Genomic DNA, 17,191 nt, shown 5'->3' on the forward strand with positions numbered 1-17,191 from the left:
CGTGAAGAAACGCGTAGGAACGTTCTAGTGCGCGTCGCGCACGGCGGGAATGATGATGTTGGCGAGGATATCCATCGCCGCAAGGCCTTCCTTCGGCTGGCCGTACTGGGCTGCCGTCGTCATCATCACTAGGTCGAGATCGGGAATGACGATGATGCGCTGGCCGCCCCAGCCGAAGGCGCCGATCCATTTTATCTCCTTGCCTTCGGCCAGGGATCGTCCCATCCACCATTGATAGCCGTAGAACAGCGTGCCGCCGAAATAACCGACGGCCTGGAATCGCGGCGCGATCGATTGGGCGATCCAGTCGGCCGAGATGATCTGCTGCCCTTTCCATTGACCGTGATCGAGCACGAGCTGGCCGATTTTCGCGGCGTCGCGTGGCCGGAGCCTGAGCCCGGAAGCGGCCGCGATCTTGCCGTTCTTGTAGGTCTTCCACTCGAGATCGGTGATGCCGAGCGGCTGGAACAGCGCCTCGCGTGCGAACGCTTCAAGCGGCTTGCCGTAGACCTGCTCGACGATGTTGCCGAGCAGATCCGTGCCGCCGCCATTATAGGTCCACAGCGTGTCCGGCGGCGCGGCGATCGGCTTGCCGAGGACATAGCCGATCGGATCGGCATCGAAGGCAAGGTGCGGCTCGTCGTTGGCAGGATCGTTCCAGGGCAGCGTCTCGTCCCATTTGATGCCTGACGACATCGTCAAGAGATGGCGCAGCGTGATGGCGTCCCATCCGGCTGACTTTGCCGGCTGATGTTCGGGGAAGAACTTCAGCACGGGCTCATTGGCATTCGCGATCAGCTTGCGGTCGATCGCGATGCCGACCAGCAGCGACGTCACGCTTTTCGACGCCGAACGCATGTCGTGCTTGGTCGTCGGCGTGAATTCGATGCGCCCCTCCGGCTGCCCCCATGGCTGGTCGATGCCGGCAAAATAACGCTCGAACACTAGCTTGCCGTGGCGCGCCACGACAACGGAATGCACCTCGCTGCTGCGCAAGCCGAGCCGCGCGGCGATGCCGCAAAGCCGTTCGCCGTCCATGCCGACGCTGTCGGGCGTGGCAATCGTCCAGCCGTCGTCGAGCGCGGCCGGCGATCCACAAGGCTGGTTCTGCTGTCCAAGCGCCATGCCGTCGGCCCTCACATCAGTGCCCAGGACGGTCAACGCGAGCACAAGGCTCGCGCCGAAGATATGAAAGAGGGGGAAGCGATCGCGCATTTTGCTTCCCTCCTGCCGTGGTTACGCCGCTGGCGGCACCGAGATCTTGACCGAGGGCCGCTCCATCATCTTCTGGTGAAACGCATCGAGCTTCGGATAGGCCTTGCGCCAGCCGCAATCGGCGAAGCGGAAGTCGGCGTAGCCGAGCACGCATACGAGGCCGATCTGCGAGATGTCGAACGACGAGCCATCGAGAACATCCGGCCGGTTCTCGAAGCGCGCCATGCCGGTCCAGGCCCGGTTCCAGTGGTCGTCCGACCAGGCCTGCCATTGCAGGCCCTGCGGCCGCACCAACTTCTCGTAGCGGCACAGCAGCATGGAATCGAGCATGCCGTTGATCAGCGAGTGATTGGTCTTGGCCTTCCAGCGCCGCGGACCGTAGTCCGGGATCAGGCTGCCGCCGACCATCTCGTTGAGATATTCGACGATGACGTAGGAATCCAGGATCACGTCGCCATCATTGGTGATCAGCACCGGCAGCTTCTTCAGCGGCGTGATCTTCGAATAATCCTCGTTGGCCGTGCCCGGCGTCACGGCCGCAGGCACGAACTCGATCTTGTCGATCAGGCCAAGCTCGATCGCCGCAATGCGCACCTTGCGGGCGAACGGGGAGGCGGGAGAGAAGGTGAGTTTCATTGGGGAATTCCTTGCGAAAGCTCTTTCCTCTGTCATGGCCGGGCTTGACCCGGCCATCCATGTCTTTGCCTCTGTGGACGACCTAAGACGTGGATGCCCGGGGCAAGCCCGGGCATGACGAATTCAGGAACAGCGTGGGCGCTTACGCCCCAACGATCTCCTGGCGCTGCTCGCCGAGGCCTTCGATGCCGAGCGTGACGACGTCGCCGACATTGAGGAAGGTCGGCGGCTTCATGCCGAGGCCGACGCCGGGCGGAGTGCCTGTCGTGATGATGTCGCCGGGCAGCAGCGTCATGAACTGCGAGACGTAGGAGACGCACTTGGCCATGGAGAAGATCATGGTCTTGGTCGAGCCGGTCTGGCGGCGCTGGCCGTTGACGTCGAGCCACATCGACAGGTCCTGCACGTCCTTGATCTCGTCCTTGGTCGCGAGCCACGGGCCGAGCGGGCCGAACGTGTCGTGCGACTTGCCCTTGGTCCACTGGCCCAGGCGCTCGATCTGGAATGCGCGCTCAGAGACGTCGTTGCAGACGCAATAGCCGGCGACATGGTTCAGCGCGTCGGCTTCCGAGACGTATTTTGCGCGGGTGCCGATGATGGCGGCGATCTCGACCTCCCAGTCGAGCTTGGTCGAGCCGCGCGGCTTCTCGACCGGATCGTTCGGGCCCGACAGCGAGGTGTTGGCCTTCATGAAGATGATCGGCTCGGACGGGATCGGATTGCCGGTTTCCTTGGCGTGGTCGGAATAGTTCAGGCCGATCGCGACGAATTTGGAGATGCCGGTGACGGGCGCGCCGAACCGCGGCTTGCCGGAAACGGCGGGCAGCGAGGCGGGATCGAGCGCCGCCAGCTTCTTCAGGGACTCGGGCGAATAGGCTTCGCCGGTGAGGTCCTTCACATGCGCCGACAGGTCGCGCAGCTGGCCGGATTTGTCGATCAGGCCGGGCTTTTCCGCACCCTTCTCGCCGTAACGAACAAGCTTCATGTTGATCACTCCCTACGATGTCCTGAGGATTGTTACTGGTATACCTCGACACGCTTCATGGAACAGCGCGCCGGGAAATTCAACCGCCATGAGCGCGCTGCATTGCTGCCAAGCCTTATTTCAAGGCCATTTCGGTCCGATCAGCCCAGCGCGACGAACCTGAACGCGTCCCCGTCCCGCCTGATATGCCCGGCCGAAAAATGTCCGCCGATCACCAGCGTCGGCGTGTCGGCAAAGCGGCCGAACAGCGCTGCCCGCGTCGCCGCCGATTGCGCCCGGTCGGAATCGGCGGTCGAGGACCAGTCGAGATGGGCCATCTGGCAGGGGTGATGGGCGACGTCGCCGGTGAGCAGGGCCTGTTCGCCGTCCGACTGGATGAGGATGCTCATATGGCCGGGACTGTGGCCCGGGGTCGGGATCATGCTGATCTCCTCGCACAGACGGTGGTCGCTCGGGATCAGATCGGCCCTGTCGGCATCGACGATCGGCTGCACGGAATCGCCGAACACGGCGGCATGCGCGGGATCGTCGCTATGGTCGCGCCAGTATTCGTATTCGGTCCTGCCGAAAACGTAGCGCGCCTTCGGGAAGGTCGGCACCCATTTGCCGCCGGACAGTTTCGTATTCCAGCCGACGTGATCGACATGAAGATGCGTGCACAGCACGGTGTCGATGCTGTCGGGCGCAAAGCCGGCCGCCGTCATGGTCTCCAGGAACGGCGTGCTGCGGTTGTTCCAGGTCGGGACGTTGCGGCCCTGCTTGTCGTTGCCGAGGCCGGTATCGACCACGATGCGCCTGCCGGGCGTCTCCACCACCAGCGAATGGATCGACATTTTCAGCCGGCCTTCCTCAGTGGCAAAATGCGGGATCAGCCAGGGCAGGCTCTGGATCTCCTCCCGGCCGGCCAGCGGCAGGATGAAGCGGGTGCTGCCGACGGTCTCGAGCTCGACGACTTTGGTGATCCTGACCTTGCCTACGGTCCAGTGCATGCGGCGTGCCCTCTGTTTCTTGTTGCTCTTGCCGGACCATGCGGGTTTCCGCACGCCGGCGCAATGGATCAAGTCGGCGCCTCCTGCGTTACCGCCTCGTTGGACGAAGGAGTGTGCAATGCCGGAACTCGCAATCTCCCCTGAAAAGGTCGGCTTCATCATCGAGAAGGCGCGTGAATTCGACGTCAAGGAGGGGCTCGTCGATCCCGACTCCGGCTCGAACGGCGCCGACGACGACATGATCGATGTGCTGGAGGATAACGGCAGGGATCCGGTGGCGCGCGAGATCACCGGCTTCATCGACGCGCTCAGCGAGGACGAGCAGGTCGACCTCATCGCCCTGATGCGGCTCGGCCGCGGCGACGGCACGATCGAGGAATGGGCCGATCTCCGCCGCGAGGCCGCGCGCGGACGCACCGGCCATGTCGCCAACTATCTGTTGGGCGAACCGATGCTCGGCGATCTCCTGGCCGAAGGACTGGACGAGTTTGGCCTGGGGCCGAGCGACGAGCGCATCACGCCGATCCACTGAGGAGCTGCATTGTTCATCTGACCTCGCCCGCGTGCGGCAGGGCAATCGCATTTGGAATGAACCGATTCTTCCGCGCCGTCATGGCCGGGCTTGTCCCGGCCATCTACGTCTTTTCTTTGCGTGGAGACGAAGACGTGGATGCCCGGGACAAGCCCGGGCATGACGAGTTTGTGGGAACTCCGATTGCCTCAAACGGCCATATGCGATTGCCCTACCGCGTGCGGGGAGAGGCAGAAGCTTAACGCGCGCAGTCGACGATCACGGTGCCGATCTTGTCGCCCTTCTCGACGGCGAGATGGGCGTCGGCGGTCTCGGCGAGCGCGAATTGCCCGGCGATATTGTGCACGCGGGTGCCCGACGCCAGCCATTGGGTGATGTCGGCCTGCGCGGCCGCGAGCAGCGGCGGCGGCAGCGCGAACAGCACCAGCGAGCGCACGGTGATGCATTTCTCCATCAATTCGCGCACCGGCAGCGTCGGCGTGCGGTTGCCGTTGGTGGCGTAGACTGCGATCGTCGAGTTCATCGCCATGATCTTCAGCGTGGTCGCGAGATTGCCGCCGAAATCGACGTCGATCACGCGGTCGACACCGCGGTTCTCGGTGAAGGCCATCACCTTCGAGACAACATCCTCGGTCCGGTAGTTGACGACGGTGTCGGCGCCGGCGAGCCGCGCCTCGACGTCCTTGACCTGCGAACTGACAGTCGCAATCACGCGCGCGCCGCCCCATTTCGCCAATTGCACGGCGTAGTGACCGACCGCGCCGGCGCCGCCGGTAACCAGCACCGTCTGCCCCGAGATCGGGCCGTCCGCAAACAGCGCGCACCACGCCGTCATGCAGGGGATGCCGAGCGTCGCGCCGGCCGCGAACGACACGTCCTGCGGCAGCGGCGTCACCAGATAGTCGGCCAGCGTGATGTATTCGGCCGCGGTGCCGAAGGCGCGGCCATTGCGCTGGCCGTTGAACAGCCAGACGCGATCACCGACCGCAAAGCGGGTGACGCCTTCGCCGACCTGGTCGATGATCCCGGCGCCGTCGCTGTTCGGGATCACGCGCGGAAATTCCATCGCGCGATAGTTGCCGCTGCGGCGGCCGACATCGGCCGGGTTGACGCCGGACGCCTCGAGGCGAACCCGGACTTCACCTGGGCCGGCCTCGGGCGTCGGCATCTCGCCGACGGTGAGCACCGTCGGCGCCGCGCCGGTCCGTTCGTACCAGACCGCCTTCATCTAGCGCCCCTTTCCGAAGTTCGTGAACTCGTCCAGCGACCTCTTGCGCGAACTTCGGAAGGCAAGAGGGCGCTAGAAGACTCATGAATCTCTAGTGCCGCTTGACCGATTTGAAGCTCCCAATCGGTCTCGCCGCATACAGTGCAGGAGCTTCAAATCGGCGGCACTAGAGCGTACCTGGGAAGGCGCCGCCATCCAGCAGGATGTTCTGCCCGGTGATGAAGCCGGCCTTGGCGCCGCACAGGAAGGCGCAGGCATAGCCGAACTCGTCGGGCTGGCCGAAGCGGCCGGCGGGGTTGAGCTTGGCGCGCTCGGCCAGGATCTGCTGCGGCGTGACGCCGCGCTTGTCGGCTTCGCCCTTCGCGGTGCTGGTGAGCCGATCGGTCTCGAACGGGCCCGGCAACAGACCGTTGATGGTGACGTTGTTGATCACCGTCTTGCGCGACAGGCCGGCGATGAAGCCGGTGAGGCCGGCGCGCGCGCCGTTGGAGAGGCCGAGAATGTCGATCGGCGCCTTCACCGCGGCTGAGGTGATGTTGACGATGCGGCCGAACTTGCGCGCCATCATGCCGTCCACCGTCGCCTTGATCAGCTCGATCGGGGTCAGCATGTTGGCGTCGATCGCCTTGATCCAGTCGTCGCGGGTCCAGTTGCGGAAATCGCCGGGCGGCGGGCCGCCGGCATTGTTGATCAGGATATCGGGCTCGGGACAGGCCTTCAGCACCGCCTCGCGTCCCGCTGGTGTCGTGATGTCGCCGACGATCTCGGTGACCGTCACGTCGGGATAGGCCTTGCGGATCTCATCGGCGGTTTTCTTCAGGGCTTCGGCGCCGCGCGCGGTCAGCGTGACGTGCACACCCTCATTGGCGAGCGCGATCGCGCAGGCGCGGCCCAGTCCCTTGCTCGATGCGCAGACGATTGCGCGGCGGCCTTTGATTCCAAGATCCACGGTTCACTCCCTGTGATGTCGGATAGGTTTGTAAAGGTTTGATGGCACCAGTCTAGCGAAGCTCGGCGGCGCCGATAAGGGACGTGCAATGCATTAAGTGCATGCCGGGCAGGAACAAGCGGGTGAGCACCTTGCGGCAAGGCAGGAGGCTAGATGCGTTGCTCGCGCCGCAGCCGCTCGATCGCCATGGTGGCTTCGGGCGGCAGCGAGCGGAATCCGGCCTGTCCGGCCGCGGAGAACAACGGCCGCAATTGCGATCCGTTGAGGAATTGCGGCTGCTTCGCCAGCGGCACGATCTGGTCGAACACCAGCACCAGCGTGGTGGCGACGAGGCCGACCCTGATGGCGCCGAGCGCGGCGCCGCCGAGCCGGTCGCCGATCCCGATCTCCGAGCCGATGGTGTCGTCCAGCATCGTCCGCGCCATCTTTCCGAGGATGACGCCGATCAGGAGAAAGAGGCCGAACAGCAGCACGCCATTGGGCGGAAACGGCGACGACGGCAGCGTCGCGATGTGGGGCCCGATCATCGCCAGCGCGGCGACCGCAAGCGGCATGGCGACGAGATAGGCCAGGATAGTGACCGCGCTGCGCAACAGGCCGGTCGTGAAGCCGGTCACCACCGCGAACACCAATCCGAGGATGACGGCAAGGTCGAAGAGGTTCATGGATGAGGAATTCCTGCCCCAATCTCCTACTGTCCCCTGGTTGATCAAGCCTGCTTACATCAGGGACAATTGTCGCTATCACTCGTCCGCTTCATCCGGGAACCTGTCGATGTCCGACCTATTCGATGTCAGTAAAGAAATCATCCTCATCACCGGCGCCTCGCAGGGACTCGGGCGGCAATTCGCCCGCGTGCTGGCGGCGCATGGCGCCGCGGTGGTGCTGGCCGCGCGCCAGACCGCGAAGCTGAAAAGCCTCGAGGAGGAGATCAAGGCCAGGGGCGGTCGCGCGGCTGCGGTGCAGATGGACGTCGCGGATATTTCCGGCATCGCGAAAGCGCTCGACGCCGCCGAGGCTGCGCTCGGTCCGATCACGGTGCTGATCAACAATGCCGGCATCGCCATCGAGAAGCTCGCGACCGAGCAGACCGAGGCGGACTGGGATGCGGTGATCGGCGCCAACCTGAAGGGCGCCTATTTCCTCGCGACGGAAGTCGCGCGCCGCATGATCGCGCGCAAGCAGGAAGGCAACATCGTCAACATCGCCTCCGTGCTCGGCACCGGCGTCTTGAAGGCGGTCTCGCCCTACGCGATCTCCAAGGCCGGCATCATCCAGGCGACCAGGGCGATGGCGCTGGAACTGGCGGGGCAGAACATCCGCATCAACGCGCTCGCGCCGGGCTACATCGACACCGAGATGAACCATGCGTTCTGGTCGACGCCATCAGGCGAGCGGCTCGCAAAACGGATTCCACAGCGCCGGGTCGGCGCCGAGTCCGACCTCGACGGCGCGATCATGCTGCTCGCCTCCAACGCTTCGCGCTACATGACCGGGACGGTGGTGACGGTGGATGGCGGGTTCTTGCTGAACTAGTCTGGCTTTGTAGCCCGGATGAAGCGCAGCGAATCCGGGGAGCATGCGTGAAGGTCCCGGATTACGTTTCGCTCCATCCGGGCTACGATTCCAACGCATCAAGCCACGAGCACAGCCCGGGGGCCGTCGGCCGCTGTTTCTGGATAATAGAATAATGCCGCTGATTTTGCCCGACGAGTCAAGTCGCCGGGTCGAAGCCGGGAGCCCGCGGCTCCTTTGCATGGGGTTGTTTTCGATATTTTGGCAGGGCCGCCCTGCGACGGCGGTTTCGCGGGGCGGGCAAAGGTGCTCTTGCGCCATGCCCACCCTACGCATTTGGTCACCCCGCCCGCATCTCCGCCCGGATCATCTCCGCCGCCTTCTCCCCGATCATGATCGTGGGCGCGTTGGTGTTGCCGCCGATCAGCGTCGGCATGATCGAGGCGTCGACGACGCGCAGGGCTTCGAGCCCGTGCACCTTCAACGCCGGATCGACCACGGCCATCCCGTCCGTCCCCATCTTGCAGGTGCCGACCGGGTGATAGACGGTGTCGACGCGTTCGCGCAGCACGGCGCGGATGTCGTCGTCGCTGCGCACGTTCGATGTGAAGACATCCTTCTGCTGCAGCGCGCGCAGCGCCGGCGTCTCCATCAGGCGGCGCGTGGTCTTGAAGCCCGCGACCATGGTCTCGAGATCGTCCTCGTGCCCAAGGAAGTTCGGATCGATCAGCGGGGCCTGCATCGCATCAAGGCTGGCGAGCGAAACGCTGCCGCGGCTCTTCGGGCGAAGCAGGCAGACATGGCAGGAGAAGCCGGTGCCGCCATGGCGCTTGCGGCCGTGGTCGTCGACCATCGCCATGCCGAAATGCAGCTGGATGTCGGGCATGTCGAGATCGGGCCGCGTCTTCAGGAAGCCGCCGCATTCGGCGAAATTGGAGGTGAGGGGACCGCGGCGCTCGCGGCGATATTGCAGGATGGCGCGGATCAGCCGCGGCATGCCCTTGAGCGAGATGCCGGAGAAATAGGGACTGTCGGACATGTAGCCGAAGATGAAGTCGGGATGATCCTGCAGGTTCTGTCCGACGCCGGGCAGATGATGCACGCTTGCGATGCCGTGCCCGCGCAGCGCGGCGGCATCGCCGACGCCCGACAGCATCAGGAGCTGCGGCGACTGAAATGCGCCGGCGGCCAGGATCACCTCGCGTCGCGCGCGAAGCTGTTTCACGTCCTTGCCCTGGCGGTGCTCGACGCCGACCGCGCGCCGGCCCTCGAACAGGATGCGCGTGGCATGCGCCTGCGTCACGACGCGCAGGTTCGCGCGCTTGCCCATGTGCGGATGGACATAGGCGCGCGCCGCGCTCCAGCGCTCGCCGTTCCTCTGCGTCACCTGGTAGATGCCGAGGCCCTCATGGTCTTCGGCGTTGAAATCCTCGCGGATGCGGAATTGCCCCTCCCGCGCCGCCTGCAGGAAGATCTGCTGCACCGGATTGCCGGAGCGCAATTTGTTGACGAAGAGCGGCCCGTCCTTGCCGTGATATTCGCCGTCGAAATCGGCGTTGTTCTCCGACCGCTTGAAATAGGGCAGCACGTCTGCGTACGACCAGCCGGCGTTGCCGAGCGAAGCCCAGTGGTCGTAATCGGCGCGGTGGCCGCGGATATAGACCATGGCGTTGATCGCCGACGAGCCGCCGAGACCCTTGCCGCGCGGCTGATAGCCGATGCGGCCGTTCAGCCCCTTCTGCGGCACGGTGTTGAAGGCCCAGTTGTTGACGTTGCCGGCGACCATCAGCACCAGCGCGCCCGGCGTGGTCACGACCCAGTTGTCGCAAGCCCCGCCGGCATCGAGCAGCGCGACGGATGTCGCCGCATCTTCGGATAGCCGCCCCGCGACCGTGCAGCCGCCCGAGCCCGCGCCCACGACGACGAAATCGAATGTGTCAGTCACGCATGTTCCCCCTTATCGTCATTCCGGGGCGCGCGCAGCGCGAACCCGGAATCTCGAGGTTCCGGGTTCGGTTCGCGCCCCGGAACGACAGCACTTCTACGACAACAACCGCATCAGCTTCTCCAGCCGCGCGATCTTGCCGCCATAGGGCGGATAGAGATCGGCGAGGCGATTGAACCTGGAGCGATAGAACACCGGCTTCAGCTTGCTGAACGTCTTGAAGCCCCATTCGCCGTGATAGGCGCCGGTGCCGGAGGCGCCGACGCCGCCCATCGGCTGGTTGATCTGCGTGAAGTGGAACAGGCAGTCGTTGATCGTGACGCCGCCGGAGACGGTGCGCGCCAGCACCTCGTCGCGCGCGCTCTGGTCGCTGCCGAACCAGTACAGCGCCAGCGGCCGGTCGCGGGCGTTGACGAAAGCGATCGCCTCCGCCGGGTCGCGAGTGCCGAGCACCGGCAGCACCGGCCCGAAGATCTCCTCCTGCATCACCGTCATGTCTGGCGTCGCGTCGACGATGACGGTCGGCGGAAATTTGCGCCTCGCCTTCCACTCGCGGTCGTTCGGCGTTGCCGGCTGCATGATGGTCGCGCCCTTCGCGGCGGCGTCGACGACCAGCCGCTCGAGCCGCGCATAGTGCCGATCCGAGACGATCGACGTGTAATCGGCGTTATCGGGATCGGTACCGAACATGTGCTGCATGTGACCCTGCAGCCGCATCGCGAAGGCCTGCACCGCGGCCTGCGGCACCAGCACATAGTCCGGCGCGATGCAGGTCTGTCCGGCATTGAGCAGTTTTCCGTAGGCGATGCGCTCGGCCGCCTCGTCGAGATCGGCGGAAGCGTCGATGATCGCGGGCGACTTGCCGCCGAGCTCGAGCGTAACAGGCGTGAGATTGCGGCCACAGGCTTCGGCCACCAGCCGGCCAACGCGGGTCGAGCCGGTGAAGATCAGATGATCGAACGGCAGCGCGGCAAACGCCTTTGCGATTTCGTTGTCGATATCCGTGACCGCGAGCTCGGTGACGTCGAATCTCTGCGCGACCGTCTCCCTCAGCAGCGCCGAGAAGTGCGGGACCAGCTCGCTCGGCTTGATGATGACCCGGTTGCCGGCGGCGATCGCGCCGATCGCGGGCGCGAGCGTGAGCTGAAGCGGATAATTCCACGGCGCGATGATGCCGACGACGCCGAGCGGCTGCGGCATCAGCCGGTTCTTGGCCGGCGCGAACTGCACCGTGGTCGGGACCTTCTGCGGCGCCATCCAGGCCTTGAGGTGCTTGGTGGCATGCCGGATCTCCGAGAACAGCAGCATGGTCTCGGCGATGGTGGTCTCGACCGCCGAGCGGTGGCCGAAATCGGCCGAGATCGCCGCCTCGAATCGCGCCTCGTTCTCGTTCAGCGCGGCGCGCAGGCGGCGCAGCCGGTCGAGCCGTGCCTGCAATGTCGGCGCCGGGTCGCTGCGCGACAGCTCGAACTGGCGATAAAAGGCCTCCTCAAGCGCATGCAGCCCCGGGCTCTTCAATGGCCGGTCCATGGCATTTCCCCCTCGGACGACGTTTTCTTGGCGGATTTGTTGCGCGCCAAGCTCCGCTTTTGCGCGCGGTCTGGCAAGGCCCGGTTCCCGGCGGTAAATCCTGCCGGCACAGCCGGCGATTTCGACGTCACAAAATCCTCAAAAACCCGCATCCGGGGCTTTCCAAACCGGGCTCACGTTGATACATACGCCCCGCACCCGATGGCTTCGGCCCGGGTCGCCTTCTCAGGAAGCCCCCGGACGGATCGATCGGCGCCGTTGAAAAGCGTTGGCCGGCCGGCTCAGGCACCCTTTCTGAAAGGCACGCAATGATTTAACGCGGGGTGGAGCAGCCCGGTAGCTCGTCAGGCTCATAACCTGAAGGTCATAGGTTCAAATCCTATCCCCGCAACCATCTCAAATTGCGAAACCCCAGCCCTCGTGGCTGGGGTTTTCGTTTTGAGGGCGACCGCCAGGATTCCCGCCAGATCGCCTCGGACGTCGATCTTCAGTTCCCCATCCCCGGGTGTGAGGACGATCTCCTTCACGAGAGAGCGCAGGACCTCTCCAGCTTTCAGCCGGGTCGCCTCAGTATCAGCCCGCAGCGCCTCATGCAGAGCACTTACCTGTTGTCGATAGAAAGTTGCCATTTCGGGGTGCAGCAGGGGTGGCGGCTCCTCCGCGTCAACTAGCGCTTGCTCGAGCTCAGCCTTGCGGCCCTCAAGCTGAACCATTTTTGTGTTGATCTTACCGGCGGCACCACCGCATCGTGGATGATGAACTCTGGAACGCCGCAAAAGCACGACAGGCCGCCACAAAGATAAAGCGCGACAACGATGGCACTGAGGTACCAAATAGCTTCCGCGACCGACGCCGCCCAAAATACCTGTTCTCGGGTTTGATAAAATGCGCATGCTGCGGTGGCGGATACGCCATGATCTCGGCCGACCTAGTTGGGTGCTCGACGGCGAGAAATAAGGGAACCTGCGAAAATCGAAAGAGTGTCCAGCGCGAGCGGCTGGAGGCACGCGTGCTCAACGCGCTACGCTACCACCTGATGGACCCGGCTCTGTTCAGGGAATTCTGCGACGAATTCACACGCGGGATGAATCGTCTTCGGATGGAAGGCTCGGCCTCGATCGAGACGGCTCGGTCCGAGATCAAACGGATAGAGCGCGAACTCGATACCCTGCTGAACTTGATCCTCAACGCGCAACTCTGTTACTTCTTGAATGATCCATTCGGCGGCTGGGTTCGTCACGAGGCCAACCCAGGCCGAGAAGTCCCGACCTGATCGGAACGCCTTGGCATCAGCAACGCTCGCGACCAGCGCCGTTGCCAGCGCCGGACCGACACCAGGGATCGCGTCCAGCCGTTTGCTCGTCGCGCTCGATCGATGCCAGGCGACAATGCGCCTGTCGAACTCCAGGATTTGGGCCTTCAGCGCCCGCAACTGACTGCCGAGAGCCTCAAGACACGCGCGGGCCACCACCGGGAGCCGGCGGTCAGCTGTATCGGCGCTACTTCCAGTCATTGCTCGACGCCCCGGCGCCCGACCGGGCGACAATCCCGAACTCGGCAAGATAGGCGCGGATTGAACTGATGACGGCAGTCTGCTGGCGGATGAAGAGTTGGCGCGCTCGATGAAGCATCAGACAGCTCTGTTGCTCGACCGTCTTGGTCGGCACGAACCGCATGTTGGGTCTCGTGACCGCTTCACAAATGGCCTCCGCGTCGGTGCTGTCGTTCTTTTACCGCTTGACGTACGGCTTCACATAGGCCGGAGGCATCAATCGCACCGTATGTCCCAACGCCTGCAACTCACGGGACCAATAATGGGATGATGCGCAAGCCTCGATCCCCACCAGGCACGGCGGCAACTTCTCAAAGAAGGACAGCACGAAACGGCGCTTGAGCTGACGCCGTATGACCACTTGCCCGGCTGCATCGACGCCGTGCACTTGAAAGACCGACTTCGCAATATCCAGACCGATCGTCGAAATTGACTGCATAGGCTGCTCCTCCGAATCGTGGGAGCCTCAAAAACGGCGCCCATACCGTGGCACTCTCGTGCCAGTGGAGGAGCCGTCCACAGCATCAGAAGCTGACGTTCCGGCCCAGCTTCCAGAGCACTTCTTGCATAATTGGTCGCGCCGGCTTATCCGCGCGCTGTTAGCAGCATCCCGCGCCGTGCACACGTGCAGGGCGACATTGTCGTCGTCGTGTCTAAATAGATGCGCCCTACCTCATAGGTGGTACTGCTTCTTCACCCTTTACCTTGAATTTTCTCACTCCTTTACTGAGAAAGTTCCATTGGGAGGCTTGGCCTCGAAATTTGTTGGACGGTGCTTCTCCACTTGCGTTCGCGGCAGTTTGCGGCTGATCGAGGGAGAATAGCATGCAAAAACATTTGATCATTCGATTGCAGGTACTTCTCTCCGCGACTGATCATTCAGGCAGCGTCGGATGGGCGTACGCGAAGTAGCGACAAGCTTCCGCTGCGCCCCATTCTAATGGACTGCCAGAAACTGACGTCTCCTCCGGCGACGGAATGTCGCCGGCGAGTGCACGCACGCGTTTTTTTGACGTGAAACCAGGGGCCGATCGCGCGCCCGGGCGGTTGCCGCTTGCACTGGAGCAGGTGCGAGGCGAACCCGCCTTTCCCAAGGAGGAAATCATGGCAGTGCTGACCATCAACGGCAATCTCATCATCGACGAAGCCGCGAGCTTGCAGACCAGCGGCACCGATAATGACACTGGCGTGCTGGCGGGACCCGACAACGAAGTCGCCTGGTCTTACCTGCTTTCGAACATGAGCGCAGCGCTCAAGACCAGTCTGGGCATTACGGCTGGCTCCACCGGCGAAGAGTTGGGTGACACCAGCGTGGTGTTTCCGCAAGTTGCCGCGCGGACGATCGGCAGCGCCAGCACCGATTTCATCCAGCTCAACACAACCACCGTTACCGACCTGCAGTTCTCCGACCCCTCAGGGAACGCGATCGCCGACGGCACCGCCACCCAGATTTTCGCCACCCACAATGGGGCGCAGATCTTCCTCTACGCCGATTCCAACAACAACATCCTACTCGGGCGTGAGGGCACCACGTCAGACGGTGGCCAAACGTGGACCGCCAGTTCCACAGGTGCCGTGGCTTTCGCAATCGTGATCGACGAGACCCTCACCTCCGGCAAGGTGTCCGGCGGCAACATCTGGACCATCCAGTACGAGGCCCTGAAACATACCAACACCAGCGGGATCGACGATGCCGACGTGCTTGACCTTTCCGGCCTCGTCGATGTGAAGGCCTCCTTCACCACGACGACGACCGTCAACTTCGGCGATTTCAGTCACGTGCCGTCCGGATCGGACGACTGGTCGGCCATCGAGCAGACCGCGACCGCAGGAACAGACACCAGCGATCCCGATATGCTCATCACCGGCCTGGCGCCGGGCTCGAAGGTGACCGTCAGCACACAGGGCCTCGGCAATAATTCGCAAGCGCTCAATCCCGGTGAGGCGGTGCGCATCGACGTCGTCAACCACGTGAACTACCCCGACTTCCCGCTGACAAATCCAGACGTGCACGATCTGACGAAGCTCAGCTACACCTCGCACGTCGGGTCGGTGACGGAGGCGAGCTTTTCGGTGACCCAGGTGAACCCCGGGAACACGAACACCATTGTCAAAGTGCACATATATGCCTTCAACGAAACAAATAATCTTCAGAACGGCAATCTTGTCTCGACCACCAGCATCGGGAGCGACGGCTTGACCGGCAACGACCAGACGCTGGTCCCGATCCTCGGCAATACGATCAAAGTGTATTCCGACCTCGCGAAGACACAGTTGGTCACGACGGGCATCACCATCACTGCTGCGGGCGACGGTTCGTACTTCGTCGATGGCCTGAAAAAGAACTATACCGTCGACTTCCAGGTCGCTGAATCCAGCCACATGGACCGCTTTGTGGTCGGCAACGCCCAGCCGACCAGCGGCAGCGGATCCAATGTCAGCTTCGACGCCGGCAATTTCACGTTCAGCGTCTCGAACACGACCAGCGGGACGGAGCATGCCGCCGTCGGCGGCAACCTGTTGTTCGAGGACGACGGTCCGACCCTCCTGGCGAACGGCACCGCCACGGCGTTGCAACTCGACGAGAGCTATCTCGCGGCCGGCTCCACCCCAAATGCAGCGAACACCACCACGTCTGGCAGCTTCAGCGGCCTGTTCACACCCAATTACGGCGCCGACGCGGCTGGAGCCGTCGGCGGTTACACGCTCGGCGTCAAGTCCGCCAATGTCGATTCCGGACTGATCGATTCGCTGTCGTCGCAGGCCGTTCTGCTCAGCGTTGCAAGTGCCGACGGCAGCAACTTCCTCAAGGGAGACGTACTCGGCAAGACGAGCACGGGCGGTGATCTCGTTTTCACCGTTCATGTCGATTCGACGGGCACTGTGACGTTCCACGAATTTCGGGCCGTCCACGAAGCGACTGCCGACACCACGAGTACTCAGGGGACGGTCGGCGACAGCTCCGAAGCCAGTGCCACCATGACCGCGGACCTCATCACGCTGTCGGCCACTGCCACCGACAAGGACGGCGACACAAGCACCGCCGCGGCGGCCAACATCGGAAACCTGTTCAAGTTGCTCGACGACGGTCCAAGCCTCAGCGGGGTGGAGAGCCTCTCCGGGCAGGACGCCCAGCATCCGGCGGTCGCGTTCACCGCCGGCTCCTCGGGATCGGACTCGTTCACGTCACCCGATGGCGCCGACGGAGCCAAGGTCACGATCGATGCCGGCGCTGCCATCACCGGGCTCACGCAATCATACAACGCCGATCATACGATCCTGACCTACAAGGATTCCGGCGGCAACGGTGTCTATCAACTGAGCGTAACCGACACAGGTTACACCTTCACGGTGCTGCAGACGCTCGCCAACCCGCCGGAGACGCTGAACTTCAGCGCCATCAAGTCGGGAAGCCCGGTCGAGACGCTCAATGTCAGCACGAGCGGCGGCCACAACATCTTGTTCAACGGACTGTTCTTCAATGATGGGACGTTTTACGCGAACCCATCAGGCGCGCTGGGGCTCAATCAGTCGACAAGTGACTTGAATCACGCCAACCTCGGCCCCACGAACCCGGCCGACGATCTCAACCCCGACAATATCGGATTCGGAGTGAAGAACGGGCAGGCGTCGCAGATCAACATGAACGAAGGCTTCTTCTTCAGCGAAAGCAGTGGCGTGAACCTCAAGAACCTGGCCTTCGACGTGGCGGGGATCGGCAACATCAGCAGCATCAAGGCGGAGTATTGGCTGTTCAACTCCGCCGGCGATTTGATCGATTACGAGAACCCGACCATCAGCAGTCTCAAGCAAGGCAACGTCCACGTCACCCTTGCGGACTTAGGCAACACTGCCGTCCCCGGCACCAATCACGATGCTGCCGGCGAATCGTTCTCGACCGGATACATCCGCTTCTACTTCGACCCGGCCGATACCAATGCGGGTGTCCGCATCATCAACTTCACGACCCAGGTGGCCGCACCGGTGAACGATCAGGACATCCAGTTCCGGGTCGTCAACACCGACGCTGACGGCGATACGGCCAAGGCCACCTTCAACGTGTTGGTGGACAACCCGGACTCGACGACCGTGAGCCACTGGCCGTTGGCCTAGTT

At 63.4% G+C, this 17,191-nt stretch carries 13 protein-coding genes, 1 tRNA gene and 2 pseudogenes; 5 read left to right on the plus strand and 11 right to left on the minus strand.

Going from position 1 to position 17,191, the window contains the following annotated elements:
- Positions 1-24: 24 nt before the first annotated feature.
- The 4 genes from RX327_RS05590 to RX327_RS05605 form a co-directional block, all read right to left on the minus strand.
- Positions 25-1,215, minus strand: a complete 1,191-nt coding sequence (locus RX327_RS05590) for a serine hydrolase domain-containing protein (RefSeq protein WP_050385634.1) — start codon at positions 1,213-1,215, stop codon at positions 25-27.
- A gap of 21 nt (positions 1,216-1,236) precedes the next feature.
- Positions 1,237-1,851 carry a glutathione S-transferase family protein gene (locus tag RX327_RS05595; RefSeq protein WP_317249700.1) on the minus strand — a complete coding sequence of 205 codons (615 nt, stop codon included), beginning with the start codon at positions 1,849-1,851 and terminating at the stop codon, positions 1,237-1,239.
- A 142-nt stretch (positions 1,852-1,993) separates the two neighbouring features.
- Complete coding sequence (locus RX327_RS05600; RefSeq protein WP_317249701.1) at positions 1,994-2,836, minus strand: fumarylacetoacetate hydrolase family protein; 843 nt, start codon at positions 2,834-2,836, stop codon at positions 1,994-1,996.
- Positions 2,837-2,976: 140 nt separating this feature from the next.
- A complete protein-coding gene (locus RX327_RS05605) occupies positions 2,977-3,825 on the minus strand; it encodes an MBL fold metallo-hydrolase (protein WP_317249702.1) in 849 nt (282 codons plus the stop codon).
- Positions 3,826-3,943: 118 nt separating this feature from the next.
- Here RX327_RS05605 and RX327_RS05610 point away from each other — a divergent pair, with 118 nt between their 5' ends.
- Positions 3,944-4,357 carry a DUF3775 domain-containing protein gene (locus RX327_RS05610; RefSeq protein WP_317249703.1) on the plus strand — a complete coding sequence of 138 codons (414 nt, stop codon included), beginning with the start codon at positions 3,944-3,946 and terminating at the stop codon, positions 4,355-4,357.
- Between the two features lie 238 nt (positions 4,358-4,595).
- Here the strand turns inward: RX327_RS05610 and RX327_RS05615 are convergent, their stop codons facing one another.
- The 3 genes from RX327_RS05615 to RX327_RS05625 all read right to left on the minus strand — a co-directional run bounded on the left by RX327_RS05615 (position 4,596) and on the right by RX327_RS05625 (position 7,199).
- Entirely contained in the window at positions 4,596-5,585 is a 990-nt protein-coding gene (locus RX327_RS05615; protein ID WP_050385631.1) for an NADPH:quinone reductase, read from the minus strand.
- Positions 5,586-5,751: 166 nt separating this feature from the next.
- Complete coding sequence (locus RX327_RS05620) at positions 5,752-6,534, minus strand: SDR family oxidoreductase (RefSeq protein WP_317249704.1); 783 nt, start codon at positions 6,532-6,534, stop codon at positions 5,752-5,754.
- A 149-nt stretch (positions 6,535-6,683) separates the two neighbouring features.
- Positions 6,684-7,199 (minus strand): CvpA family protein, encoded by a 516-nt coding sequence (locus RX327_RS05625; RefSeq protein WP_317249705.1) that lies wholly within the window; start codon positions 7,197-7,199, stop codon positions 6,684-6,686.
- Positions 7,200-7,308: 109 nt separating this feature from the next.
- Here RX327_RS05625 and RX327_RS05630 point away from each other — a divergent pair, with 109 nt between their 5' ends.
- Positions 7,309-8,070 (plus strand): SDR family NAD(P)-dependent oxidoreductase, encoded by a 762-nt coding sequence (locus RX327_RS05630; protein WP_317249706.1) that lies wholly within the window; start codon positions 7,309-7,311, stop codon positions 8,068-8,070.
- A 319-nt stretch (positions 8,071-8,389) separates the two neighbouring features.
- On the opposite strand, the gene RX327_RS05635 is transcribed toward RX327_RS05630, so the two are convergent.
- Positions 8,390-9,994, minus strand: a complete 1,605-nt coding sequence (locus RX327_RS05635) for a GMC family oxidoreductase (RefSeq protein ID WP_317249707.1) — start codon at positions 9,992-9,994, stop codon at positions 8,390-8,392.
- 96 nt (positions 9,995-10,090) lie between these two features.
- Positions 10,091-11,524 (minus strand): coniferyl aldehyde dehydrogenase, encoded by a 1,434-nt coding sequence (locus tag RX327_RS05640; protein WP_317249708.1) that lies wholly within the window; start codon positions 11,522-11,524, stop codon positions 10,091-10,093.
- Between the two features lie 317 nt (positions 11,525-11,841).
- Between RX327_RS05640 and RX327_RS05645 the strand changes: the two genes are divergently transcribed.
- Together RX327_RS05645 and RX327_RS05650 are read left to right on the plus strand one after the other, a co-directional pair.
- A tRNA-Met gene (locus RX327_RS05645) sits at positions 11,842-11,918 on the plus strand.
- Positions 11,919-12,437: 519 nt separating this feature from the next.
- Positions 12,438-12,491: pseudogene (locus RX327_RS05650) on the plus strand (hypothetical protein); the annotation flags it as partial.
- A 54-nt stretch (positions 12,492-12,545) separates the two neighbouring features.
- Here RX327_RS05650 and RX327_RS05655 read toward each other — a convergent pair.
- The gene (locus RX327_RS05655; RefSeq protein ID WP_317249709.1) at positions 12,546-13,037 is read right to left on the minus strand and encodes a transposase; all 492 of its coding nucleotides are present in this window, start codon (positions 13,035-13,037) and stop codon (positions 12,546-12,548) included.
- Between the two features lie 24 nt (positions 13,038-13,061).
- Positions 13,062-13,515: pseudogene (locus RX327_RS39205) on the minus strand (IS110 family transposase); the annotation flags it as partial.
- 665 nt (positions 13,516-14,180) lie between these two features.
- Between RX327_RS39205 and RX327_RS05670 the strand changes: the two are divergent.
- Positions 14,181-17,189, plus strand: a complete 3,009-nt coding sequence (locus RX327_RS05670; protein WP_317249712.1) for a DUF5801 repeats-in-toxin domain-containing protein — start codon at positions 14,181-14,183, stop codon at positions 17,187-17,189.
- Positions 17,190-17,191: the final 2 nt, after the last annotated feature.

This window comes from Bradyrhizobium sp. BEA-2-5 (assembly GCF_032918025.1).
GTDB lineage: Bacteria > Pseudomonadota > Alphaproteobacteria > Rhizobiales > Xanthobacteraceae > Bradyrhizobium > Bradyrhizobium pachyrhizi.